This window comes from Maribacter sp., assembly GCF_039968975.1.
Lineage (GTDB): Bacteria > Bacteroidota > Bacteroidia > Flavobacteriales > Flavobacteriaceae > Maribacter.
Genome location: NZ_JBDVOT010000065.1, coordinates 1 through 25,663, shown reverse-complemented (window position 1 = coordinate 25,663; position 25,663 = coordinate 1). Strand labels below are relative to the sequence as shown.

The following is a 25,663-nucleotide window of genomic DNA, read 5'->3' as shown; positions in this document are numbered from 1 at the left end:
TTAGTGTTTAACCGCATTTTTTACATCTTCAGCTTTTTTAGCTGCTTTGTCAGCCGCACTATTAGCAGCATCTTTTACGTCATTACCTGCTTCTTTTGCAGCGTCCATTCCATCTTGACCTGCTTTTTTAGCGGCATCCATAGTATCTTCACCTGCTTTTTTAGCAGCATCCATACCTTCTTGACCGGCTTCTTTAACTGAATCTGCGGCATCACCAGCAGCATCCATTGCTTCTTCGCCAGCTTCTTTTGCAGCATCCATACCTTCTTGACCAGCTTCCTTAGCAGCATCCATAGCTCCTTCGCCAGCTTCTTTTAAATCGTCCCCAGCATTTTCTAAAGCAGCACCTGCTTCTTCTGTTGCAGATTTTGCTTTGTCAGCTGCATCTCTACATGAAACAGACATACTAAGAGCTAAAATTGCTAATGATCCTAAAATTACTTTTTTCATTTGTATAAACTTATAATGGTTAATTGTTCGTGATAATATACGTAGAAATTTAACTTTTGGATGTTTATAATATTAAAAAAGTCATTATTACATGATTTATAGGTATTTCAGTATGTTCAATACGCTCCTTTTTGATCAAAATTTTATAATTTTGCAGCCTTTTAAACCCAGTACCATAAGCATTTCGTATGAAGTTCACAGAATATCAAGGATTGAATTTACCAAAGGTCGCAGAAGAAATACTTGACTACTGGTCAAAGAATGCCATTTTTGAAAAAAGTATATCTACTCGTGAGGGTAAAGATAGTTATGTGTTCTATGAAGGTCCGCCATCGGCAAACGGTATGCCGGGTATTCATCATGTAATGGCTAGAACCATTAAAGATATCTTTCCAAGATATAAAACCATGAAGGGTTTTCAAGTAAAGCGTAAAGCTGGTTGGGATACGCATGGTCTTCCTATTGAATTGGGTGTAGAAAAAGAATTGGGTATTACCAAAGAAGATATTGGTGTTAAAATTTCGGTTGAAGAATATAATGCTGCTTGTAAAAAAGCGGTAATGAGATATACTGATGTTTGGAATTCAATGACCGAGCAAGTTGGGTATTGGGTAGATATGGAAGATCCATACATCACATACAAATCCAAATACATGGAGACCGTATGGTGGTTGCTAAAACAAATCTATTCTAAAGATTTAATTTACAAAGGGTATACCATACAGCCATATTCACCTAAAGCAGGTACAGGGTTAAGTTCTCATGAGCTTAATCAGCCAGGTACATACCAAGATGTTACCGACACTACGGTAACGGCTCAGTTTAAAGCGGTTGAAGAAACATTACCAGATTTCTTACAGAATGAAGGTACTGTTTATTTTTTAGCTTGGACGACTACGCCTTGGACATTGCCATCGAATACGGCATTGACCGTAGGGTCTAAAATAGACTATGTGCTAGTTGAATCTTATAATCAGTATACTTTTGAGCCTATGAACGTAGTGCTTGCCAAGAATTTGGTAGGCAAACAGTTCTCAGGCAAGTTCACAGAGGTCTCAGAGAAGTCAGACTTGTTGGAATACAAGTCGGGCGATAAAAAAATACCTTTCTATGTTGTAAAAGAATTTAAAGGGAAAGATTTGTTAGGAATTAGGTATGAGCAGTTGTTAGATTACGTGCTTCCTTATGAAAATGCGGAAAACGCTTTCAGAATAATTGCTGGTGATTTTGTGACAACTGAGGATGGTACGGGTATTGTTCATACCGCGCCTACTTTTGGTGCAGATGATGCTTTTGTAGCTAAGCAAGCAGTTCCTGAAATTCCGCCAATGTTGGTGTTAGATGAAAATGCAAACTTGGTTCCTCTAGTTGATTTGCAAGGAAAGTTCAGGCCAGAGTTAAAAGAGCTTGGTGGCAAGTATGTTAAGAATGAATATTATGATGATGGCGAAGCGCCAGAACGTTCTATAGACGTTGAAATCGCTATTAAGTTAAAAGAAGAAAATAAAGCTTTTAAGGTAGAGAAGTATGTACACAGTTATCCAAACTGTTGGCGTACAGATAAGCCAATACTATATTATCCGTTAGATTCTTGGTTCATTAAAGTGACCGATGTAAAGGATAAAATGTTTGAATTGAACCAAACCATTAACTGGAAGCCAAAAGCAACTGGTGAAGGTAGATTTGGTAATTGGTTGGCAAACGCTAATGATTGGAATCTTTCTAGATCGCGTTATTGGGGTATTCCTTTACCGATCTGGAGAACAGAAGACGGTAAAGAAGAAATTATCATAGGTTCTGTTGCAGAGCTAAAGTCAGAAATGGCTAAGGCTGTTGAAGCAGGAGTATTAGAAAAAGATATTTATGCAGACTTCATAGTTGATGATATGTCTGACGAGAACTATGATAAAATAGATTTACATAAAAATATAGTTGATCAAATTACATTGGTTTCCGCTAATGGAAAACCAATGAAACGTGAAAGTGATCTGATTGATGTTTGGTTTGACAGTGGTTCTATGCCATATGCACAATGGCATTATCCTTTTGAGAATAAAGAATTGATAGATGAGGGAAAAACGTTTCCTGCAGATTTCATAGCGGAAGGGGTTGATCAAACACGTGGTTGGTTCTATACCTTGCATGCAATTGCCGCTATGGTCTTTGATTCTGTTGCATATAAAAATGTGGTTTCTAACGGACTGGTTTTAGATAAGGAAGGTAAGAAGATGTCTAAGCGTTTAGGCAATGCCGTAGATCCGTTTGAAACAATGAACGATCATGGTGCAGATGCTACAAGGTGGTATATGATCAGTAATGCCAACCCTTGGGATAACTTAAAGTTTGATACAGAAGGTATAGTAGAGGTTAAGCGTAAGTTCTTTGGTACTTTGTATAATACATATTCATTTTTTGGATTGTATGCCAACTTAGATAAGTTTACGTATGCTGAGGCAGATGTAACAATGGCAGAACGTACAGAGATTGATCGTTGGATTCTTTCTGAGTTAAATTCACTGATTAAAACAGTTGATACAGCTTATGAAGAATATGAACCAACACGTGCTGCTAGGGCAATTTCAGAATTCGTTCAAGAGAACCTGAGTAACTGGTATGTACGTTTGTGTAGAAGACGTTTCTGGAAAGGTGAATATGCTACAGATAAAATTGCGGCATATCAAACCCTTTATACTTGTTTAGATGTAGTGGCTAAACTTTCAGCGCCTATTGCACCGTTTTTTATGGATCGTTTATATTTAGATTTAAATAAAGCTACGGTAAAGGATGGTTTTGAAAGTGTGCATTTAGCAGATTTCCCTGTGGCAGATGAGTCACTTATTGATGAAAGCTTAGAAGTGAAGATGCATAAAGCACAGGTAATATCATCTTTAGTATTGTCTATTCGTCAGAAAGAGAAGATAAAAGTGCGTCAACCTTTGCAGAAAATCATGATTCCTGTGCTTGATAATAAGGATAGAGAAGAAATTGAGGCAGTATCAGAATTAATTAAATCTGAAGTTAACGTTAAGGAAATTCAGTTGTTAGATGATGCTTCTGGAATATTGGTAAAACGTATTAAACCTAATTTCAAGACTTTAGGTCCTAAATTTGGTAAAGAAATGAAGCAAATTGCTCAAGCTGTCAATGGTTTTGATCAAAATGATATCCAAAAAATTGAGCAGGATGGCGAATTATCCATCCAATTAGAAAATAAAAGTATTACTTTACAGTTACAGGATGTAGAAATCTCTTCTCAAGATATTGAAGGTTGGATGGTAGCGACCTCTGGTAAATTAACCGTTGCTTTAGATGTAACTATTAATGACGAATTGAGAAATGAAGGAGTTGCAAGAGAGTTGGTAAATAGAATTCAGAATATTAGAAAAGATTCTGGTTTTGAGGTAACCGATAAAATTGTAATTGAAATATTGAAAGATGGTTTTGTTGAAGTTGCTGTAGAAAATAATGTAGATTATATTAAAGCAGAAACATTAACGGCCGAATTAAATTTTGTGGAAAAGTTAGAAAAAGGCATAGATATTGCTTTTGATGAGGTGAAGACTAAATTGTTTATTGAAAAACATTAAAATATGGCAGAAGATTTAAAAGTGAGGTATTCTGACAACGATTTGGCAGAATTCAAAGTGTTGATCGAGGAAAAGATTGAAAAGGCGAAAAGCCATTTAGAGCTATTAAAAAGTGCTTATATGAACGATGGTAATAATGGTACCGATGATACGTCGCCTACCTTTAAAGCTTTTGAAGAAGGTTCAGAAACTATGAGCAAAGAGGCGAACACTCAATTGGCTATTCGACAAGAAAAGTTTATTCGTGACCTTAAAAATGCCATGTTGCGTATAGAAAATAAAACTTTTGGTATATGCCGTGTTACTGGTAAATTGATCAATAAAGAACGATTAAAACTTGTGCCGCATGCTACATTAAGCATTGAAGCTAAAAATATGCAATCATAATTTAAACGCCTTTAGGGGCGTTTTTTAATAGCCATTATTTTGAGAGTTTGCCTATTATGTTTCGTGCTTTTACTTTCTTTTGGTCTCAGTGCCCAGAAGAAGGTGTACAGAAATATATTAGCAGATCATATTAGTTTAATTCAGGTAGATGCTGCCAATTGCTTTATTGTTGAGCTACAAACAGCTGATGATAATGAAATCAGTGTTGAAGCTGAAATGGAAGGCGAATACAGTCAAGACTTGAATTTGGAGGTTTCAACAAACGGGTCTACTCTACTTGTAAATGCGGGCTTTGCTCCAAGCTTTAAAAATCCAAATGATAAGTTAAGTGCCCATAAAGTAGTTTCTATTTTATTAAGATTAAAGGTGCCCTCATATAAGAATTTAGAAATTTTTGGAACTAATTCCAGGGTGCTTTTAGATGGTAAGTATAATAAATTACAAGTGTCTTTAGCAGATGGTACATGTGTACTTAATAATGTTATTGCCGATGCAAAAATAAAAACGCAAAGCGGAAATATTAAGGTTTTTTCAGCCGCCGCTACTATTGATGCCGCTAGTAAGTACGGTACAGTTTCTGCAAATGTAATACCGGCAGGAAATTCATCTTTTAAACTACAAACCGTTACCGGAAATATAGATCTCTCTAAAACCGAATAATATTTATATTTTTGCGCTCATTGATTAAAGCCCATGAACATTAAAAAATCTGTACTATTTATTCTGTTGATATTGATTATTGATCAATGGAGTAAGATTTATATAAAAACCCATTTTGTATTGGGAGAGTCAGTTGAGATATTTAACTGGTTCAAAATTCTATTTATTGAAAATGAAGGTGCAGCTTGGGGTGCAAAATTAAGTGATGTGTTACCTATTTCAGATAATATAGGAAAGCTGGTATTGACTGTATTTAGATTATTTGCCATTTTTGGTATAGGATATTGGCTTGTTGATGTCATTAAAAAGAAAGCATCAAATACTTTAATATGGGCGGTTTCTTTAATTTTTGCAGGAGCATTGGGTAATATTTTAGACTCGGTTTTCTACGGTGCTATTTTCAATGAAAGTTATAATGAAGTAGCAACGCTGTTTTCTGACGAACCTTACGGTAAATTGTTTTATGGTAAAGTAGTAGATATGTTATACTTTCCTATGGTAGATTCTACTTGGCCAACTTGGATGCCTATGGTGGGCGGCCAAAACTTTAGATTCTTTGAACCTGTTTTTAATATTGCGGACACGGCAATAAGTACAGGTGTTGGTATCTTATTGGTTTTTAACAAAAGAGCTTTTAATAAAGAAGAGGAGTTGTCAACTGAAGAAACTGAGACTTTAAAGGATTAAGTGGTTTTGAAGGAATAAACCTTATTGGGGGTAATACAGTAGTCTAAGGGAATATCTGTAGTGTCTACATCTTCTATGTTACTTTCGGCTTCAAAAAATGATAGGCCAATTTTTATAACATCTTCTTTGCATTCACTAAGAAAACGGTCATAGTAACCTTTTCCATATCCTATTCTGTTTCCTTGCTTGTCAAAAGCTAAAAGAGGAATAAAAACAACATCTAATTTTTTAGCTTCTATAGTAATACCATCTACAGGTTCAGGAATGTTTAAACTATTGGTAGTGAATTTAGTGTTGTCGGTAAGAAGATAATGTTCTAGTGATGTATCTGAAATTATTTTAGGTATAATTACATTTTTGTCTAAACCGAGTAATATTGAAATAATACCTTCTGTGTCTATTTCAGATTTTTGCTCAATAGGAAGAAATATGTGGAAATAAAGATTATTCCATATAGGTAATTGCAAAACTGAATTTGCAATTGCAATACTTTGTGAAGATACTTGAGAGATTGTTAGGGAACTGCGTAGTCTTGAATATTTTATGCGTAAATCTTTCTTCAACATAGTGAAGTGATTTTAACATAATGATATTTCAATTTATTCTTTACCTGCAACAGCAAAAAATACCTTGAAAAATAACATTAAAATAAGGTAAGTTCCTAAAGTGATGATGTAACTATCCATGATGTATAATTTGTAAATGAGCCTATAATTGTTGTTGTTGAGTTAAATTTAGGTAAAATAATTAATAAAACATCCTTTAAGTGCACTTTTTTGTCGTTGAAATGCACTTTTTTATAAAAAAATTAACAGTTTCATTCATATAACGAATCATGTAATCAATTAATTGCCTGAAAATCAATCTTTTAACTATATGGATATATTTTTAGATTATTGATGTCACAATAATGATATGTTTAAATTATTTAAAAATAAATAATAGGCATGTAAAAAAATCATATTCATAATTAGTTAGAAATAGTCTGTCTTTAGATTTAACTAAGTTGACGTATTTTAAAATGGCATTAATAGACTAATTTAGTAGTATTAAATTATGACAGAAATTCCCATTAAAATACAATTAAGCGCATTGCCTACCAGTCCGGGGGTGTATCAATTTTATGATAGTGATGACGGTATACTATATGTAGGTAAGGCAAAGAATTTAAAAAAACGTGTTTCATCGTATTTCAATAAAAATCATGAATATGGTAAAACACGGGTTTTGGTTAAAAAGATTCGTTATATACAGCATATAGTGGTACCTACGGAGTCAGATGCTCTTTTGTTAGAAAATAACTTGATAAAGGAATTAAGGCCTCGGTATAACGTATTATTAAAGGATGATAAATCTTATCCTTGGTTATGCTTAAAGAATGAAAGGTTTCCAAGATTGTTTCCTACGAGAAGGGTGATTAAAGATGGGTCAGAATATTTTGGTCCATACACCAGTATGAAAACGGTACGTGTGCTGTTAGATTTAATTAAGAGTGTTTACCCGTTGAGAACCTGTAATTATGATTTGTCTGCAGAGAAAATTAATGCGGGTAAATATAAAGTTTGTTTAGAATATCATTTAGGTAATTGTAAAGGACCTTGTGAGGGTTATCAATCTATAACGGAATATGATAGGCAAATAGATGACATACGTGAAATTGTAAAGGGTAATTTCAAGTCTTCGATTACTTATTTCAAAAGTCAAATGAAAGCATTGGCAGAAGAAATGAAGTTTGAAGAAGCCCAAGAAATAAAGGATAAGATAGATGTTTTAGAGAATTACCAGGTTAAATCAACTATTGTAAACCCTAAGATCAGTAATGTTGATGTGTTCAGCATAATATCTGATAATGCTTTTGCCTATGTAAATTTTCTTCAGTTGGCACATGGTTCAATTATAAGGTCTCATACTATGGAGATCAAGAAAAAACTTGAAGAGAAAGATGAAGATTTGCTTGAGCTTGCTATTGTGGAAATTAGAGATAGGTTTAAGTCGGATTCAAAAGAACTTTATGTACCTTTTAATATTGCCGTATCACCAGGCTTGAAAGTTACGGTGCCTAAGTTGGGGGATAAAAAGAGAATTCTTGATTTGTCTGAACGAAATGCTAAGTTCTTTAGGCAAGAACGTTTTAATCAAATTAAGATTATTGATCCAGATCGCCATACAAATAGGATAATGGCGCAAATGAAAAAAGATATTCGTTTATCTGCCGAACCTAGACATATTGAGTGTTTTGATAACAGTAATATACAGGGTAGTAATCCTGTAGCGGCATGTGTAGTATTTAGAGATGGTAAGCCTTCAAAAAAAGAGTATAGACATTATAATATAAAGACGGTTACCGGTCCAGATGATTTTGCGTCAATGGAAGAAGTGGTGTATCGTAGGTATAAAAGATTGCAAGAAGAACTACGGCCATTACCGCAGTTAATTGTTATTGATGGAGGTAAAGGTCAATTGTCATCGGCTTTAAAAAGTTTGGATCTTTTAGGATTGAGAGGTAAAATTGCCATTGTAGGTATAGCAAAGAGGTTAGAGGAAATATACTTTCCAGAAGACCCTATACCTTTATATTTGGACAAAAAATCTGAAAGTCTTAAAATAATTCAATATTTACGGAATGAAGCCCATAGGTTTGGGATTACATTTCATAGAAATAAAAGAAGTAAAGGAGCAATTAATTCTGAATTAGAAGGTATTGATGGTATTGGTGAAAAAACGGCACAACAATTATTGAAGAAATTTAAATCGGTAAAACGTATTAAAGAAGCTTCGATAGAAAGTTTAAGTCAAGAAGTGGGAGCTTCAAAAGCAAAAAAGATATATGAATCTTTTCGTAAAGAATAATTTCAAAAAAATACCAATGGTATTAGCGGCGCTTTTAGTGAGTGCCGGTTCTTTGATTGCTCAAAATAAAGGTGAACAAAATAAACCTAAAATTGGCTTAGTGTTGAGCGGTGGCGGTGCAAAGGGCATGGCACATATTGGTGCGTTAAAAGTAATTGAAGAAGCAGGTGTTAAAATCGATTATATTGGTGGCTCAAGTATGGGGGCAATAGTAGGTGCGCTGTATGCTGCGGGTTACACTGCCAATGAGCTAGATTCTCTATTTAAAGTAACCAATATAGGGTCATTAATTCAAGATAATTTACCAAGAAGTGCTAAAACCTTTTATGAAAAAGAAGATTCTGAACGATATGCATTAACATTACCTTTTAAGAATTTTAAGGTAACGGTGCCTCCTGCAATTTCTGGAGGTCAGAATATTTATAATGAATTTGTTAGGCTCTTGTACCATGTAAAAGATATTAATGATTTTAATAAGCTGCCTACCCCATTTGTATGTATTGCAACTGATATAGAGACCGGTAAACAGGTAATCTTAAATTCAGGGTACTTGCCAGAGGCTATTTTAGCCAGTGGAACCTTACCGTCATTATTTGAACCTACAGTTATTAATGATAGAGTTCTAATAGACGGGGGTGTAGTCAATAATTACCCAATAGACGAAGTTAGAGCAATGGGGGCTGACATTATTATCGGTGTAGATGTACAGCATGATTTGTCTGATCGAGATGCATTGTTGTCAGCTACAGAAATTTTATTGCAGATCAATAATTATAGAACCGTCGCAGATATGGAAGTGAAGTCTAAAAAGACGGATATCTATATAAAACCGCACATAGAGGAATACTCGGTAATAGATTTTAATAGACTAGAAGAAATCATTAAAACAGGTGAGGATGCTGCCATTTTAAAAAAGGAAGAACTTAAAGAATTGGCTACTGATTATAGAAAAAGTGAAAATTCAATTTCTATTATAGGGGCAGATGATAAATTAACAATTAATAGGTTGTTAATAGATGGTAATACCAATCATACGAGAGGTTATGTGAAAGGTAAGTTGAGATTCAGTCTAGATGAACCTACCAACTTTGTAAGGCTTCAGCAGGGTATTAGTAATTTATCTGCAACGGGTAATTTTAGAACTATTAAATATAAGTTGTTAGATAATATGAATGGTGGTGAAGACTTAATTCTTCCACTTGATGAAACTAAAAACACGTCTTTTTTACGATTAGGTGCTCATTTTGATGATTTGTATAAAAGTGCTGCACTTATAAATATTACAAAGAAGAGAATTTTGTCAAAAGATGATGTAGCTTCTTTTGATTTTATATTAGGTGATAATATCAGATATAATTTCGAATACTACTTGGATAAGGGTACTTATTGGAGTTTTGGTATCAATTCAAGATTTAATGATTTTGACCAAGAAATTGATTTTGAATTAATAGAGGGTAATTTTGAAGTTGGTACAGGAACGGCGATCAATAGAATTAATTTAAATGTATCTGACTTTACAAATCAATTATATATACAAACGGTAGTTAAAGAAGAGTTTGCATTCACCCTTGGTGGTGAGTTCAAACATTTACAATATAGTACAAGAACATTTGGTGACACTCCAGATGTTATTACGCCCGGCACAACATCTAGCAACGGCAGAACTTATTTTGAGCGAAGTAATTTCATTAGCGCATTTGGGTCGTTAAAATTAGATACCTATGATGATAAATATTTTCCATCAAGAGGATTATATTTTAATGGTGATATGCATTATTATGTGCTTTCATCAGACTTTAATAATAATTTCAAAGATTTTTCAGTGTCTAAAGCTCGTATCGGTTTGGCAATGCCAATAATCAATAAGCTATCTGTAAATATAGAAACAGAAGGCGGTTTTAAATTAGGGACTTCAAATGTAACTTCGTTTGATTTTCTTCTTGGCGGTTACGGTACTGACTTCATAAATAATTTTGTACCGTTCGTTGGGTACGACTTTATTAGTCTGCCAGGTAACAGTTTTGTAAAAGCATATGCTAGGTTAGATTTTGAATTTGCGGAAAAGAATCATATGCTGTTCAGTGCAAACTTTGCTAATGTAGACGATGATCTTTTTAGAACGGGAGATTGGTTTAAAGCACCTACTTATTCAGGTTATGGAGTAGGGTATGGCTTAGAATCCTTTTTGGGCCCGGTGAACCTCATGTACTCTTGGACGCCAGAACTAGATAACTCTCAATTCTTCGTAAGCATTGGTTATTGGTTTTAATTTTTCTAGCTCTAAATTATTGAGGTAGGGAGTTGTAATTAGCCTATAATTCTTAATAGTTTCCCAATTATTAATATGAAGTGTGAATAACTGTTAAGGTTATCCTTAAAGTAAGTTAAACAGTAGTGCGGGTAGAATAATGTGCCTTAAATTTACATCAGCTAAGGGGTGGTTCCCTTACAACTTTAAGTAGTGGTTTTTCATAATTTAAAGTTTGGTTGGTTATTTAGGAAAAGCCCAGTTTTTAAGCTGGGCTTTTTTTATACAACAATACTTTGGAATAAATTTTGTTTAAGATATTGTAATGAAAGTCATAGAGAACTATCTATTACTATTTTTACATTAAACTACGGACTATGAAAAAAATCTTTTTACTTACTCTTATCTTAACATGTTTTGGTGTCCAAGGTCAAAGTTCTCAATCTGCCTTTAAGACAGGAGAATGGTTAAAGTTTAGAATGCATTATGGGTTCTTGAATGCAAGTTATGCGACCCTGCAGGTAAAGTCGGCTACTATAAATGATAAGTCTGTTTATCATGTTGTGGGGCATGGAGAAACTACTGGCGTGGCCAGTTGGTTTTTTAAAGTAGATGATACATATGAAAGCTATTTTGATAAGCAAGATGGTAAGCCCTATAGGTTTGTGCGTAAAATTGATGAAGGTGGTTATACCAAAGATGTTGAAATAAACTTTGATCATAATGCGTCTAATGCAGAACTTAATGATAAGAAAAACAAGAAAAAGCTTAATTTTACATTAGAGAACAATATACAGGATTTAATATCCGCTTTTTATTTTTTAAGGAACAACTATAAAACGGAAGACCTTGAAGTAGGAAAAGCGATTACCCTGAAAATGCTTTATGACGACGACGGTATTTTTAACTTTAAACTAAAGTATTTAGGTTTAGAAGTTTTGAATACAAAATATGGTAAGGTAGAATGCTTAAAATTTAGGCCTTTGGTACAATCAGGGCGTGTATTTAAAGAGAAAGAAAGCTTATCATTATGGGTTTCTAACGATGATAATAGAATTCCTATTAGAATTAAAGCAGATTTAGCCGTAGGTGCTATAAAAGCAGATATTGATGGGTATAATGGTCTTAAGCATCAGTTTAAAATTATAATGGACTAGACCCTAAATGGAAGATAAAGAGAAGATCAAATCCCAAATCTCTAAACTAGAAGAAAAATACAAAGATTCAGGGCAAGATCTTAGCTCTTATCTAGATGGTCTTTTGCACCAGCGTTATCTTACTTATTGGGACTATATTCATTTAGATACATTATTAAGCTTACAGGTTCCAAGAACACATTTTCCTGATGAAGAGATTTTCATCATGTATCATCAGATTACAGAGTTATACTTTAAGTTGATTTTGCACGAGCAAAAACAATTGGTAGATGATAAAAGCGACAACCTAGATTTTTTTATAGAAAAGGTTAGAAGGGTCAATAGCTACTACAAAGTTCTTATATCTTCATTCAGTGTAATGATAAAAGGAATGGAGCGAGAGCAGTTTTTGCAATATCGTATGGCATTGCTTCCTGCAAGTGGTTTTCAATCTGCCCAGTTTAGAATGATTGAGCTGTATGCCACACCTTTAGAAAATTTAGTTCATGTTTCAGAAAGATCTCAATTTTCATCAGAATCTACTATAGAAGATTTATACGAGCATATTTATTGGAAAAAAGGTGCTACAGATGTTGCTACGGGAGAAAAAACCTTGACATTAAAACAGTTTGAATATAGGTACACGCCTAGGCTTATTAGAATAGCAAAACAGGTAGAGAATGCCACAATATATCATAAATACTTAAGTTTACCCAAAGAGCAGAGAGAGGATAAAACGCTAGTAGAGGCTTTGAAGACTTTAGATGTGAATGCCAATATAAATTGGCAGTTAATGCATATGGGGTCTGCCCATAGGTATTTAAGGAAAGATACAGGTGATATAGAGGCAACAGGTGGAACTAATTGGAAAGAATACCTGCCGCCTAGCTTTCAGAAAATTGTATTTTTCCCAGAATTATACACAGAACAAGAATTAAATAATTGGGGTAAACAATGGGTAGACCACATGTTGAATCCAGATAAATCAAGAGTAGAATAATGCAGAAGTATTGGGGAGTATTATTGGCATTAACAGTAATTGCATCATGCAAAGACGCCAGTAATGAGAAGAAAGACATAGCTCAAGATGTAAAAATCGTAGAAGTACCAGAAGTCAATGAGAGATTTGGTTTTAATTTAGATGAGTTCAATGTTAAATTAGATACTGTTAGATATGGAGACAGTTTTGGTGAGCTAATGCAAGATCACAAAGTAGATTATCCAAAAGTTCTAGCTGTTTCAGAAAATTTTAAAGATACTTTTGATGTTCGTAAAATTCGTGTAGGTAAACCATATACTATTTTGCAATCTAAAGATACTACGGCGCAAGCTCAGATATTTATCTATGAAAACGATCCAATAAACTATACCGTTGTAGATTTACGTGATAGCGTTAAAGTCTATAAAGATAAGAACAAGGTCAAGTTTGTTCAACGAGAAGTTTCAGGAGTTATAGAATCTAGTTTGTCTGAAGCTATATTAGAGCAAGGTGTAGATTATAACGTAACTCATAATTTAGCGAATGTATATGCATGGACAATAGATTTCTCAAGATTACAAAAGAATGATAAATTCAAGATTATCTATAATGAGAGATTTATCAATGATACGGTATATGCAGGTGCAGAGCCTATAGAAGCTGCATATTTTGAGCATAATGGCAAACCTATTTATGCTTTTGCCTATGAAAACGACTCATTAAGAAGTCTGGTTGATTATTTTGATGATAAAGCAAATAATTTAAGAAGAACTTTTCTAAGAATGCCCGTAGAATATGGTAGATTATCCTCAAGGTATAATCTTAAGAGACGAATAAAATATTACGGATACAAATTACGTCCACATAAGGGTACTGATTATGCAGCCCCTATTGGAACGCCCATTATGGCTACAGCAGATGGTACTGTGGTAGAATCTACACGAAGAGGAGGTAATGGTAAATACGTGAAAATTAGGCATAACGGTACATATTCTACCCAGTATTTACATATGAAAGCACAAAAGGTGAAAAAGGGTGAGTTCGTGCGTCAAGGAGATGTGATTGGTTGGGTCGGTATGACTGGTAATACCGGAGGACCCCATGTATGCTATCGTTTTTGGAAAAATGGAAAACAAGTTGATCCATTAAAAGAAGAATTACCGCAAGCAGAACCATTACACGATTCGCTTAAAGAAGAATATTTTGCATATATCTCAACATATAAAGAACAGTTAGATTGTATAATATATCCTAAAGTTCTAATTGAAGAAGAAGAGGATTTACTAACACTTAATCAAGAAAATGGCACTAAATAAAATAAACCCACAGCAAACCGACATTTGGAAAAAAATAACGGCGCATTATGAAGCTACTAAGGGAGAACACCTTAGAAGTTTGTTTTCTTCGGATGCAAAAAGAGCTGAAAAATTTACGTTGCAATGGAATGATTTCTTGTTCGATTATTCAAAGAACAGAATTTCAGAAGAGACCATGCAATTACTGCTTAAGTTAGCTGATGAGGTGAATTTAAAAGGAGCTATCAAAGATTATTTTGGTGGAGATTTAATTAATGAGACAGAAGGTAGGGCTGTGCTGCACACGGCATTACGTGGTAAAGAAGATGATGAGGTTTTGGTTGACGGTGAAAATGTAATGCCAGAAATCTATGAAGTAAAAAAACATATAAAAGAATTTACAGATTCGGTAATTAACGGAGATTTAAAAGGCTATACAGGTAAGGCTTTTACAGATGTAGTGAATATTGGTATTGGTGGTTCAGATTTAGGTCCGGCAATGGTAACCGAAGCATTAAAGTTTTATAAGAATCATTTATCTATTCATTTTGTTAGTAATGTAGATGGTGATCATGTTCATGAAGTTTTAAAAACGTTAGATCCTGAGACAACTTTGTTCGTGGTGGTTTCTAAGACCTTTACAACACAAGAAACTTTAAGTAATGCTACTACTATAAAGAAGTGGTTTTTAAATCATGGAACACAAGAAGATATTGCAAAGCATTTTGCAGCAGTATCAACTAATAGTGAAAAGATTGCTGAGTTTGGTATTGACGCTGCGAACGTTTTCCCTATGTGGGATTGGGTTGGTGGAAGATTCTCACTATGGAGTGCGGTTGGTTTAACAATTGCATTGGCAGTCGGTTATAACAATTTTGATGCTTTGTTAGAAGGAGCCAATGAAACAGACATACATTTTAAGGAAACTGAATTTTCAGAGAACATTCCTGTAATTATGGCATTGATAAGTGTTTGGTATAATAATTTTTACGGTGCTGAAACAGAAGCTATTATTCCTTACGCACAATATTTAAGTAGATTCTCTGCCTATTTACAGCAGGGTATTATGGAGAGTAATGGTAAAAGTGTAGATAGAGCAGGTAATACTGTTGGTTATGAAACAGGTACTATAATTTGGGGCGAGCCAGGTACCAATTCTCAACATGCCTTTTTCCAATTGATACACCAAGGAACTAAACTAATACCTACTGATTTTATAGGTTTTAAACATTCTTTGCATGGGGACAAGGACCACCATGACAAGTTGATGGCAAATTATTTTGCGCAGACAGAGGCTCTAATGAACGGTAAAACTAAAGAAGAAGTGGTTGCAGAGTTAAAAGAGAAAAATCTGCCACAAACTGACATTGATAAATTAGCTCCTTTTAAAGTGTTTGCAGGTAATAAGCCAACCAATACGATATTAATAAATAAGCTATCTCCTAAAAGTTTAGGAGCATTGATAGCGTTTTATGAACATAAAATTTTCGTTCAAGGTGTCATTTGGAACATATTTAGCTACGATCAATGGGGCGTAGAATTAGGAAAACAGTTGGCTGGGACTATTCTTAACGATATTAAAAATTCAGATATTTCTGATCACGATAGCTCTACATTGCGACTTTTGCAATATTTTAAGAAATAATCTTAAATCCAATAAAGATTATTTAAAAAGGATAACTATTTCATTTTCAAGTAAATTATGTGAAGTTTTTGGGTATTTTTGAAATGCTGATTTAACGTTCTCTTAACGTTGGAGGTTTAAAAATAATTGACTTTTGCAGCAAGTTAAAAAAACTAACAAATACTCGAAGAAAATGAAAAAAATGTATTTTGCATTAGCGGCATTTTTAATGACCGTGACTGCTTTTTCACAAGGACCAATTACAGGTACTGTATTAGATGGGGACACTAACACTCCGTTGCCAGGTGCTACAGTAATGGTAAAAGGTACAACTAATGGGACATCAACTGATTTTGATGGAAATTTTACAATTAATGCAAGTGCTGATTCAGGAACTTTAGTAGTTTCTTACATCGGTTTTAATTCAAAACAAATAGCTTTCACTTCAACTGGTAGTATTGGTTCAATAGTATTGGAGCCTAATGCAGAGGAATTAGAAGGTGTTGTTGTAACTGGAATTTTAGATATAGCAAAGGATAGAGAAACGCCTGTTGCTGTTTCAACTATTAGAGCTGCTGAAATACAAGAGAAATTAGGTTCTCAAGAATTGCCTGAGATACTTAAATCTACTCCTTCAATATATGCTACTAAAACAGGTGGTGGTTTTGGTGATGGTAGAGTTAATGTAAGGGGTTTTGATTCTAGAAACACTGCTGTTATGGTAAATGGTATTCCTGTAAATGATATGGAAAACGGTGCAGTATTCTGGAGCAACTGGTCTGGCTTAGGAGACGTAACTACTGCAATGCAAGTTCAAAGAGGTTTAGGTTCATCAAAGTTGGCAATATCTTCTGTAGGTGGTACTATCAATGTTATAACAAAATCTACTGAGAAAGAAGAAGGTGGTGCTGTAACTTTAGGTGGTGGTAATGATGGCTACTTAAAAACTACTGTGGCATACAATACTGGAAAATCTGAAAATGGATTTGCAGCCTCTATTTTATTAGGTAGAACTGCGGGTGATGGTTACGTTCAAGGAACAGAATTTGAAGGTTACAACTATTTTATCGGTTTGGGTTATGAACCAAATGAAAAACATAATTTCCAATTTATTTTAACAGGTGCTCCACAAGTTCACAATCAAAGAACATCAAGTTTCTTCAACGTGGCAACTTTAGCTGATCATTTAGAATATGGGGCTAAATACAATTACAACGGTGGTACTTTGAACGGTGAAGAATTTGGTTGGAGAAGAAACTTCTATCATAAACCTATTACATCATTAACTTGGGAATGGAAGGCATCTGAAAAATCTACATTATCAACTTCTGCTTACGCATCTTTTGGTCGTGGTGGTGGTACAGGTGATATTGGTTCTGGACCAAATTTTGGTTTTGCTAGTGATAGTAGATATAGAATACCGGAAACAGGACAAGTTGATTACGATTTAATATCTCGTTTTAACGGTGGTGAAGCGGTTACATTTTATGATGGTAACGATTACCAATTATCTCCAAACGGTGATGGTGAATATATTACAACAAGTTTTAACGATGGTTTGGCTAGAAGAGCATCTATCAACTCACATAACTGGTTTGGTGTAATTGCAAATTTAAATACTCAAATCAATGAAAAGTGGAGCTATGACGTTGGTGTAGATTTAAGAAGCTACAAAGGTATACACTACAGAAGAGTGGATAATTTGTTAGGTGCAGATGGTTATTTTGATGATGATGATATTAACAATCCTACTCATGTTGTTCGTCAGGATGGTGTAATTGATTCTGATTTTAGTTCTATTGTAAATGTATTCAAGGATATCGATGATGAAGAAAAAATTGATTATTACAATGATGGTCTTGTAAGATGGACAGGTGCATTCGGTCAAGTAGAATATACTGATGGTGTAATTTCTGCCTTTGCTCAAGGTGGTATTTCTAATCAAGGATTTAAGAGAATAGATTATTTTAACTATTTGGATTCTGATCCTTTACAAGAAACAGACTGGGAAAATATCTTAGGAGGTAACATTAAAGGTGGTGCTAACTTTAACTTGAATGAAGCTAACAACGTATTCTTTAACGCTGGTTATTATTCAAAACAACCTCAGTTTGATGCTGTTTATATCAATTTTGTAAATGAACTAAATCCAGATTTGACTAACGAGAAAGTTTTAGGTTTAGAAATGGGTTATGGTCTTAATCTTGGTGATTTTAGAGCTAAGGTTAACATTTATAGAACAACTTGGAAAGATAGATTCGTTACTATTGGTGTTGAAACTCCAACAGGTGATGAAGGAAATGCGAACATTAATGGTGTAGAGCAAATTCACCAAGGTATTGAAATTGAAGCTGATTACCGTGCATCAGATATTGTGCAGTTTAGAGGTATGTTATCTTTAGGTGATTGGGAATATGCAGGTAACGCATTTGGTCAAGCTTTAGATGATGACAGAAATGTTATTGATCCAGATGTTACGTTGTTTTTAGATGGTGTAAAGGTAGGTGATGCTGCTCAGTTCACAACGAACTTGGAAATGATCATCAGACCTATTGAAGATCTTAAGATTAGCGCAAATCTTTATAATGCATCAAGATTATATGCATTCTTAAACGCTGAAGATTTTGATTCTGCCGATAACCAAGGTTCATTACGTTTACCAAGTTATACGCTTTTTGACTTAGGTGCATATTATACTTTTGGTTTTGGAGGAAGCAACAAACTAAGTATTGCTGCTAACGTAAACAACCTTTTTGATACAGAGTATATTGCTGAATCTTTAACAAACACGTTTGCAGAAGGTAATGGAAATACTTATGAAGGGATTTCAACTGATAACAAAGTATTCTTCGGTTTTGGAAGAACTTTCAACGTAAGCGCTCGTTACAGTTTCTAAGAATTTAATTACAATAAATATTAAACCCTGGCCATAAGGTCAGGGTTTTTTTATGCTTAAAATTCAGTACATTTAAAACTTAAATAAAGAACTATGTACGAAACTATTCACATGCTACATTCATACTTGGCTTATATAGCATTGGCTGTATTGATTTTAGCTGTTATTAATGCTATTTCAGGGCTTGTAGGTAAGCGAATCTTTAATATGGGTAAAGATCTTAGATTAAGTCTTTTTGCGCTTATTTTATGCCATATTCAATTATTGGTAGGATTAATATTATATTTTATTTCACCTAGTGGATTAAATGCAATACAAGAATTTGGTATGGGGGGCTTAACTTCTGCCGCACGTTTATTGGCGGTTGAGCATCCGTTTATTAATATTCTAGCTATTGCGGCCATAACTATTGGCTGGTCTAGACATAAAAAGTTTGTTGACGGGGCTAAAAAATTTAAAAGTATTGCCATTTTCTACACTATAGGTTTACTTCTTATTTTAAGTAGAATTCCTTGGGGACAATGGTTTAATTAAATAACAGTTCACAATTAATAACGAGCCAAGTTAATAGTTGGTTCGTTATTTAATTTTGTTTTTTAATAAGGTGTAAATAGACAGGGAAGTGGTCGCTATATCCACCAATATAACTTCCGCCAGCATAAGTCCGTAATGGGTAACCTTCATATTTTCCTTTTGGGTCCATTAAATAAGAGGGGGTAAATATGCCTACTTTCCAAAAACTATAGCTTTTTCTTTCTTCATTTATAAGAGTTGAAGTCATATAAAGTTGGTCAAACAAATTCCACTTATCACGATAAGCTAAAGAACCTCTTCCTTTTTTGAAAAGTTTTTCCATAGGTCCATAAAGACTTAAAGAATCCAAGTTTTTATAGTTTTTTTCAACTTTCAAAATTTTTTTAAAACTAGGGTCGATGGGGTCATCGTTGAAGTCTCCCATACTTATAATCTTAGCATTGATGTCTTGTCTTTGAACAGAATCTATAATTCGTTTATTTAGTTTGGCCGCTTCTAGCCTAAATCGTCTACTTCTGGCTTCGCCTCCGCTTCTAGAAGGCCAGTGGTTCACCATGAAGTATATCTTTTCATTATCTAATAAACCTTGTACAATGAGTTGGTCTCTAGTATAATCTCGTTTTCCTTCTAAGTTAAAAAGTAGTAATCTATGACTATTAAAATTTACGGGGACAAAAGCACTTTTTTTATATAATAGGGCAACATCAATACCTCTTTCATCAGGTGAATCAAAATGTATGATTCCGTAGTTGTATTTTGCTAGGTTTTCATGATGTATTAAATCTTCAACCACATCTAAGTTTTCTACTTCACAAACGCCAATAATGTCTGGTGCAGTTTTATTGTCCGCTGAACCAATTTCAGAAATAACTTTAGACATATGTTCTATTTTTGCCAAATAGCGTTCTTCTGTCCAATTATCTTTCCCTTCTGGAGTTCTATCTTCATCGTAAATTAAAGAATCATTTTTAGTATCGAATAAATTCTCAAGATTGTAGAATGCAATTGTTCTAATTTGATAGATTTCAGCCTTTTGTGCAAAGCTTAATAAAGGAAGAAATAGTGTAATGATAAATGATAATTGCATTATAGAGAGTATTTTATCTTGATTATTTACGTGTATAAAGAAATTACATGTTAATTATTTCTTAAAATAGTATCTTAATGGCTCAATATTAAGGCTTTAAGTTTTAGAATGATTAAATATTACCTGTTTTTATTATTAGTTATCAAAATATGTTTCACTAATGCCCAAAGTACTACAACAATATCTGGGCTAGTTAAAGAAAAAGTTAGAAGTGAAGTTATTACAGATGTAACTATTGTTTTGGAAGGCGAAACCATATCAACTAAAACGAATCAATTAGGAGAATTTCAACTTGTTGTCTCCAGTAAGGGAGAATTTATACTTCAAATTACTTCTGCTGATTATAACTCTAAAAGAATACCAGTATTTCTCAGTCAAAATAACATTGACTTAGGGGTCATCTTTTTGGACAGAGATATAACCGTAGAAAAATCAATTAACTTAATTAATATAACCGATGATGAATTATTAGATGATGAGATAAATTCTAATGCGCTTGCTTTATTACAATCCACAAAAGATATTTTTCTAAATAGGGCAGCGTTCGATTTTGGTCAGGCGTTTTTTAGGGTTAGAGGGTATGATTCTCAATATGGCGAAGTTCATCTTAACGGATTGCCCATGAATAAAATGTATGACGGCAGACCGCAATGGAACAACTGGGGAGGATTGAACGATGTTATCAGAAATCAGCAATATGCAAATGGCTTAGAGGTATCTGAGTTTACTTTTGGTGGTGTTTTAGGAAATACAGATATAGATTTAAGACCATCTGGCTTACGACCTGGTACAAGATTATCATCTTCAGTATCGAACAGAACATATAGTGGTAGGTTAATGGCAACCTATAATTCTGGAGTTAAGGATGAAAAATTCGCATATTTAATTTCTGCTTCTCGGCGCTGGGCAAAAGAAGGCTATATCAATGGTACTTTATATGATTCTTATTCTGTTTACGGTACTATGGAGTATTTGTTGAATAAAAAGAATACGTTTTCGGCAACTGCAATGGTTGCCTCAAATAGAAGAGGTCGCTCGTCTGCAATTACAGAAGAGGTGCAAGAGATACAAGGAAATAGATATAATCCGTACGCGGGTATTCAAAACGGAAAAATTAGAAACTCGAGAGAAAGACATATTCGTGAGCCACTGTTTCTTTTAAATTACGATCACGAATCTAAAAATTTGAGAATTAAGGTAGGAGCAAGTTATCAAACGGGTACATATAAAAGAAGTCGGTTAGGGTATTACAATGCTCCAAATCCAGATCCTACATATTATCGCTACCTACCAAGTTTTTATTTGAACTCACCAATTGGGGCTAATTATGAAAGTGCAATACAGGCAGAAGAAGGTTTTCTGGAACATCCACAATTTGATTGGAATAACATTTATAATGCAAATACAAACTTAAGCCAAGACGGTGAAGCCGCTTATGTACTATACGATGATGTTACTAAAGACAATCAATTAACTGCTAGAACAACGGTCAATATTAATTTTAATAATCATTTAAGATTAGATGTAGGGTTAACTCACCGCCAACTATACTCTAATAACTTTGCTAGAATAGATGATCTATTAGGGGCGGAGTATCATAAAGATATTGATGTGTTTTCAGAAACATTAAATAATCTTTCAACTGAAGTTAATAAATTAGAAGGTGAAATCTTTAATTATCATTATGATTTGATTGGAAGCAATACCGATATATACACTCAGTTAAATGCCCATTACAATAAGATCAAAGCATTTGTGTCCGGTAAATATGAAGTGGTAAATTATCAAAGAAAAGGTTTGTTTCAGAATGAGCGATTTATTGATAACTCAATAGGAGAGAGTGAAAAGGCTGAGTTTTCAAACTGGTCGTTAAAATCTGGAATATCTTATACAATTACGGGTAGGCATTGGGTTTCTCTTCATGCAGGCTTAATAAATAAAGCGCCAGTTTTACAAAATGTATTTATTAATCCTAGGGAGAATAATACTATTGTACCCGATTTGCAAAGCGAAACCATAACTAGTGTAGACGCTAACTACTTTCTTAGAATGCCAAAATTGACGGGTAGATTTACTGGGTTTTATACACGCTTTCAAAACACCACCGATGTTAATTTCTTTTTTGTTGATTCTGGGGTAGGTTCAGATTTTGTGCAAGAAGTAATCACTGATTTAGACAAATTGCATTTAGGTATTGAATTAGGCTTAGAATATCAGTTGTCTAGTGCGGTTAAATTATCATTAGTTACCTCTGTTGCAAAACATGAATATGCTAGCAATCCTTTTGTGACCATTAATTTTGACACTGCAGGTGCAGCTGAAGATTTGATTGACGTATCTGGTTCTAAATTTTTAGGTCAGTCCAACATTAAGGGTTATAAGCTGGCGCAAGGCCCGCAAAAAGCAGTTGCAGTAGGTGTAGAGTATAGAGACCCCAAATATTGGTGGATAAGTGCTTCTGCGAACTATTTAGCGAACAATTATGCTAATATTTCTACAATAACTAGAACCCAGAGTTTTCTTATAGATCCAGAGACCCAATTAAGGTTCCCTGATGCAACAGATGAAAATGTGCAGAAGCTTTTAGAACAAAAACCACTTGATAATTTCTATTTGTTAAATATGGTTGGCGGTAAATCATGGCTTAAAAAAGGAAAGTATATAAGTGTATTTGCCAGTATCAATAATGTTTTTGATACCACTTTTAGAACAGGGGGCTACGAGCAAAGTAGAAATGGTAATTATGGTCAGTTAAAACAAGATAATTTAAGTGGTAACCCATCTTTTGCACCTAAATATTGGTATGGTTTCGGTAGAACTTATTTTTTAAATTTTGCTTTTAGTTTTTAAAAATCAAGTAATTTAAATGAATAATAGTGTCAGTAAATATTATGCGATAATGACTATTGTCATCATGCTTATCTCATGTGTGAAGAACAGAGAATTTGATATGCCTGAATTAGGTTGCTCAGATTCTGAATTTTCGTTCATAAGTATATCTGAATTAAAGAGTTTGTATAATGGAGAAACCATGCAGATTCATGAAGATTTGTTTGTTAGAGGTTATGTGATTTCGTCAGATAAGGAAGGTAATTTTTTTAATACTGTTTATTTTCAAGATAAGTCTAGCAATCCTTCTGAAGGTATGCAGATAGAATTGGAGTTAAGGGATTCTCATTTGTTCTTTGATGTAGGTCAACAGATTGTCATAAAATTGAAAGGATTGTATTTAGGTAAATCTAATGATATATATAAAATTGGAGGTGTATTTACCTCTTTTGGTAATCGTAGTGTTGGTAGGCTACCTAAAAATGTTGTTTTTGATCATGTTTGGATGTCTTGTGAAGTAAATAACGGCATAGAACCTACCTTGGCTGTTATCTCAGAATTAAACGATTCTTTATTGAACACCCTGATCGCAATAAATAATGTGGAAATTAAACAAGAAGAACTAGGGAGGACTTTTGCTGTTCAAGAAGAGGAGACATTACGTACCCTTGTAGATTGTTTAGATAATGAATTGATAATGGTAAACAGTGGTTACGCTGATTTTCAATCAGAACTTCTACCGGATAAAATGGGTATGGCTATTGGGTTGTTAACTAAAGATAATAATCAATATCAATTAATTATCAGTAGTAAAAATGACCTTGTATTTACTCAAGAACGCTGTAAAGATTTAATCGATGAGTTTACGTCTTCATCAATTTTAATATCTGAGATTGCAGACCCAGATAATAATGCGGGTGCACGTTTTGTAGAACTTTATAATTCATCAGATGAGAGTTTGTCTTTGAAAGGGTGGAAATTGGAACGCTACACCAATGACAATTTTGAAGTTAGTTCAAGTATAGATTTATCCGATTATGAAATACCTGGCAAAGGGTTTTTAATAATTTCACCTAATGCAGAAGAGTTTAAAAATGTATACGGTTTTGACCCCGATATTTCCGTGGGAACTAATTCACCGGCAGATTCAAATGGTGACGACACTATCGTGCTAGTAGATCCCTTTGATTCTGTTGTAGATATATTTGGAGTTATAGGTGAAGATGGTAGCAGCACCAACCATGAATTTGAAGATGGTAGCGCCGTTAGAAAAATAGAAATAAATTTTAATAATACAGTTTTTGATTCTGCTGAATGGATAATTTATAACGATACTGGTGGTGAAGGTACAATTAACCAGCCTCAAAATGCTCCGTTAGATTTTACCCCTGTTGTAAGATGATGTTACATTATATCTTTAGATGCTATAATTTTTTTAATGGCACTTTCGGTCAAAGGTTTTACGATATAGTCTTTGACTAAATTATAATCTTTGGCTTTTTCCATGTATTTAGGACTAATAAAAGAGCTGGTAATATAAATTTTAATGTGACTTATTTTGTCTCCAGGAAGATTTTTAAACTCTTCTAGAAAAGACCAGCCATCTCTATTGGGCATATTTAAGTCTAGAAAGATGACATCTGGTAATTTTATGTTTTCAACCAACAAGCCAATAAGCCCGTCAAGTGCCTCTTGACCACCTGTATAGTAAAGAATGTTATCACTAAAGTTATGATGCTTTAAAATATTCTTACTACTAACCGAAAAAAACTCGTCGTCATCAATAATACAACAACTTGAAAATACGCTCATTTTAAATGATTCAGTTATAAATGTTTATAATTGACGAAGTTATATAAAATGCTGATTTTTTTTAATGTAAAAAAACAAGTTTCATTTATTCTTATTAACAATAGTGTTTTCTTAAATTAATTATCAGGTTTAACTTTCTATTTTGGCGCCCAATATTTTAGAAAGATCATCAGGAGTGATTGGTTTGAGTATATATGTGTCTACTTGATCATAATTTTTTACACGTTCTAAGTCTCTTGGATCAACAGAAGAACTTATGATATAGATTAAGATTTTTTTTGCCTTGTTGTTTGGAAATTTTTGAAACTCATCTAAAAACTCCCATCCATTCATGATAGGCATGTTTAAATCTAAAAAAATAACATCTGGTATCTCTTCTTTGTTTTTGCTTCTTTCTAATAACCCTTCAAGTGCATCTTGACCATTAGGGTACACTATCACGTTTTTTGCAAAGTCTACTTCTTTAATAATCCTTTTAGTGCCGTATACGAAAATAGGGTCGTCATCAATAATACAACAAATATCAACTTTTTTCATAATTTTTAATCTTGGTTAAGTTCAATGTATATAGTAGTACCTGTGTCAACGGTACTTTCAATATG

At 33.7% G+C, this 25,663-nt stretch carries 19 protein-coding genes; 14 read left to right on the top strand and 5 right to left on the bottom strand.

Going from position 1 to position 25,663, the window contains the following annotated elements; translation table 11 throughout:
- The gene (locus ABJI11_RS04475) at positions 1-450 is read right to left on the bottom strand and encodes a hypothetical protein (protein WP_348349807.1); all 450 of its coding nucleotides are present in this window, start codon (positions 448-450) and stop codon (positions 1-3) included.
- Between the two features lie 188 nt (positions 451-638).
- Here ABJI11_RS04475 and ileS point away from each other — a divergent pair, with 188 nt between their 5' ends.
- The 4 genes from ileS to ABJI11_RS04455 all read left to right on the top strand — a co-directional run bounded on the left by ileS (position 639) and on the right by ABJI11_RS04455 (position 5,771).
- The gene (gene ileS / locus ABJI11_RS04470) at positions 639-4,037 is read left to right on the top strand and encodes an isoleucine--tRNA ligase (RefSeq protein ID WP_348349805.1); all 3,399 of its coding nucleotides are present in this window, start codon (positions 639-641) and stop codon (positions 4,035-4,037) included.
- Between the two features lie 3 nt (positions 4,038-4,040).
- Positions 4,041-4,424, top strand: coding sequence for a TraR/DksA C4-type zinc finger protein (locus tag ABJI11_RS04465; RefSeq protein WP_348349803.1), 384 nt, complete (start codon positions 4,041-4,043; stop codon positions 4,422-4,424).
- A gap of 63 nt (positions 4,425-4,487) precedes the next feature.
- A complete protein-coding gene (locus tag ABJI11_RS04460) occupies positions 4,488-5,084 on the top strand; it encodes a DUF4097 family beta strand repeat-containing protein (protein WP_348349801.1) in 597 nt (198 codons plus the stop codon).
- 33 nt (positions 5,085-5,117) lie between these two features.
- A complete protein-coding gene (locus tag ABJI11_RS04455; protein ID WP_348349799.1) occupies positions 5,118-5,771 on the top strand; it encodes a lipoprotein signal peptidase in 654 nt (217 codons plus the stop codon).
- On the opposite strand, the gene ABJI11_RS04450 is transcribed toward ABJI11_RS04455, so the two are convergent.
- Complete coding sequence (locus ABJI11_RS04450) at positions 5,768-6,337, bottom strand: 5-formyltetrahydrofolate cyclo-ligase (RefSeq protein WP_348349797.1); 570 nt, start codon at positions 6,335-6,337, stop codon at positions 5,768-5,770. The genes ABJI11_RS04455 and ABJI11_RS04450 overlap by 4 nt on opposite strands.
- A gap of 490 nt (positions 6,338-6,827) precedes the next feature.
- On the opposite strand from ABJI11_RS04450, the gene uvrC reads away from it, so the two are divergent.
- From uvrC to ABJI11_RS04410, 8 genes are all read left to right on the top strand, one after another.
- Positions 6,828-8,621 (top strand): excinuclease ABC subunit UvrC, encoded by a 1,794-nt coding sequence (gene uvrC / locus ABJI11_RS04445; protein ID WP_348349795.1) that lies wholly within the window; start codon positions 6,828-6,830, stop codon positions 8,619-8,621.
- The gene (locus ABJI11_RS04440; RefSeq protein WP_348349793.1) at positions 8,599-10,890 is read left to right on the top strand and encodes a patatin-like phospholipase family protein; all 2,292 of its coding nucleotides are present in this window, start codon (positions 8,599-8,601) and stop codon (positions 10,888-10,890) included. Before uvrC ends, ABJI11_RS04440 begins: the two co-directional genes overlap by 23 nt.
- Before the next feature lie 356 nt (positions 10,891-11,246).
- Entirely contained in the window at positions 11,247-12,026 is a 780-nt protein-coding gene (locus ABJI11_RS04435; protein WP_348349791.1) for a DUF3108 domain-containing protein, read from the top strand.
- Positions 12,027-12,033: 7 nt separating this feature from the next.
- On the top strand, positions 12,034-13,005 hold the full coding sequence (locus ABJI11_RS04430; protein WP_348349789.1) for a tryptophan 2,3-dioxygenase family protein: 972 nt from the start codon (positions 12,034-12,036) through the stop codon (positions 13,003-13,005).
- Positions 13,005-14,300 (top strand): peptidoglycan DD-metalloendopeptidase family protein, encoded by a 1,296-nt coding sequence (locus tag ABJI11_RS04425; protein ID WP_348349787.1) that lies wholly within the window; start codon positions 13,005-13,007, stop codon positions 14,298-14,300. The genes ABJI11_RS04430 and ABJI11_RS04425 overlap by 1 nt, the downstream gene beginning before the upstream one ends.
- Positions 14,287-15,924, top strand: a complete 1,638-nt coding sequence (pgi, locus tag ABJI11_RS04420; RefSeq protein ID WP_348349785.1) for a glucose-6-phosphate isomerase — start codon at positions 14,287-14,289, stop codon at positions 15,922-15,924. Before ABJI11_RS04425 ends, pgi begins: the two co-directional genes overlap by 14 nt.
- 172 nt (positions 15,925-16,096) lie before the next feature.
- Positions 16,097-18,799: a TonB-dependent receptor gene (locus tag ABJI11_RS04415; RefSeq protein WP_348349783.1), complete on the top strand. Its 2,703-nt coding sequence runs from the start codon at positions 16,097-16,099 to the stop codon at positions 18,797-18,799.
- A 93-nt stretch (positions 18,800-18,892) separates the two neighbouring features.
- A complete protein-coding gene (locus ABJI11_RS04410) occupies positions 18,893-19,333 on the top strand; it encodes a hypothetical protein (RefSeq protein WP_348349781.1) in 441 nt (146 codons plus the stop codon).
- 49 nt (positions 19,334-19,382) lie between these two features.
- Here the strand turns inward: ABJI11_RS04410 and ABJI11_RS04405 are convergent, their stop codons facing one another.
- Positions 19,383-20,420 (bottom strand): endonuclease/exonuclease/phosphatase family protein, encoded by a 1,038-nt coding sequence (locus ABJI11_RS04405; RefSeq protein ID WP_348349779.1) that lies wholly within the window; start codon positions 20,418-20,420, stop codon positions 19,383-19,385.
- 108 nt (positions 20,421-20,528) lie between these two features.
- Between ABJI11_RS04405 and ABJI11_RS04400 the strand changes: the two genes are divergently transcribed.
- Complete coding sequence (locus tag ABJI11_RS04400) at positions 20,529-23,270, top strand: TonB-dependent receptor (protein WP_348349777.1); 2,742 nt, start codon at positions 20,529-20,531, stop codon at positions 23,268-23,270.
- Between the two features lie 16 nt (positions 23,271-23,286).
- Entirely contained in the window at positions 23,287-24,651 is a 1,365-nt protein-coding gene (locus tag ABJI11_RS04395; RefSeq protein ID WP_348349775.1) for a DUF5689 domain-containing protein, read from the top strand.
- Between the two features lie 2 nt (positions 24,652-24,653).
- Here ABJI11_RS04395 and ABJI11_RS04390 read toward each other — a convergent pair whose 3' ends face one another.
- Complete coding sequence (locus tag ABJI11_RS04390; protein ID WP_348349773.1) at positions 24,654-25,061, bottom strand: response regulator; 408 nt, start codon at positions 25,059-25,061, stop codon at positions 24,654-24,656.
- A gap of 129 nt (positions 25,062-25,190) precedes the next feature.
- The gene (locus ABJI11_RS04385) at positions 25,191-25,598 is read right to left on the bottom strand and encodes a response regulator (RefSeq protein WP_348349771.1); all 408 of its coding nucleotides are present in this window, start codon (positions 25,596-25,598) and stop codon (positions 25,191-25,193) included.
- Positions 25,599-25,663 lie beyond the last annotated feature (65 nt).

Coding starts and splice junctions, on each gene's coding strand:
- ABJI11_RS04435 (WP_348349791.1), top strand. CDS start 11,247: ATGAAAAAAATCTTTTTACTTACTCTTATCTTAACATGTTTTGGTGTC.
- ABJI11_RS04395 (WP_348349775.1), top strand. CDS start 23,287: ATGAATAATAGTGTCAGTAAATATTATGCGATAATGACTATTGTCATC.
- ABJI11_RS04455 (WP_348349799.1), top strand. CDS start 5,118: ATGAACATTAAAAAATCTGTACTATTTATTCTGTTGATATTGATTATT.
- ABJI11_RS04415 (WP_348349783.1), top strand. CDS start 16,097: ATGAAAAAAATGTATTTTGCATTAGCGGCATTTTTAATGACCGTGACT.
- ABJI11_RS04405 (WP_348349779.1), bottom strand. CDS start 20,420: ATGCAATTATCATTTATCATTACACTATTTCTTCCTTTATTAAGCTTT.
- ABJI11_RS04400 (WP_348349777.1), top strand. CDS start 20,529: ATGATTAAATATTACCTGTTTTTATTATTAGTTATCAAAATATGTTTC.
- ABJI11_RS04465 (WP_348349803.1), top strand. CDS start 4,041: ATGGCAGAAGATTTAAAAGTGAGGTATTCTGACAACGATTTGGCAGAA.
- ABJI11_RS04390 (WP_348349773.1), bottom strand. CDS start 25,061: ATGAGCGTATTTTCAAGTTGTTGTATTATTGATGACGACGAGTTTTTT.
- ABJI11_RS04385 (WP_348349771.1), bottom strand. CDS start 25,598: ATGAAAAAAGTTGATATTTGTTGTATTATTGATGACGACCCTATTTTC.
- ABJI11_RS04440 (WP_348349793.1), top strand. CDS start 8,599: ATGAATCTTTTCGTAAAGAATAATTTCAAAAAAATACCAATGGTATTA.
- ABJI11_RS04410 (WP_348349781.1), top strand. CDS start 18,893: ATGTACGAAACTATTCACATGCTACATTCATACTTGGCTTATATAGCA.
- uvrC (WP_348349795.1), top strand. CDS start 6,828: ATGACAGAAATTCCCATTAAAATACAATTAAGCGCATTGCCTACCAGT.
- ABJI11_RS04475 (WP_348349807.1), bottom strand. CDS start 450: ATGAAAAAAGTAATTTTAGGATCATTAGCAATTTTAGCTCTTAGTATG.
- ABJI11_RS04425 (WP_348349787.1), top strand. CDS start 13,005: ATGCAGAAGTATTGGGGAGTATTATTGGCATTAACAGTAATTGCATCA.
- ileS (WP_348349805.1), top strand. CDS start 639: ATGAAGTTCACAGAATATCAAGGATTGAATTTACCAAAGGTCGCAGAA.
- ABJI11_RS04430 (WP_348349789.1), top strand. CDS start 12,034: ATGGAAGATAAAGAGAAGATCAAATCCCAAATCTCTAAACTAGAAGAA.
- ABJI11_RS04450 (WP_348349797.1), bottom strand. CDS start 6,337: ATGTTGAAGAAAGATTTACGCATAAAATATTCAAGACTACGCAGTTCC.
- pgi (WP_348349785.1), top strand. CDS start 14,287: ATGGCACTAAATAAAATAAACCCACAGCAAACCGACATTTGGAAAAAA.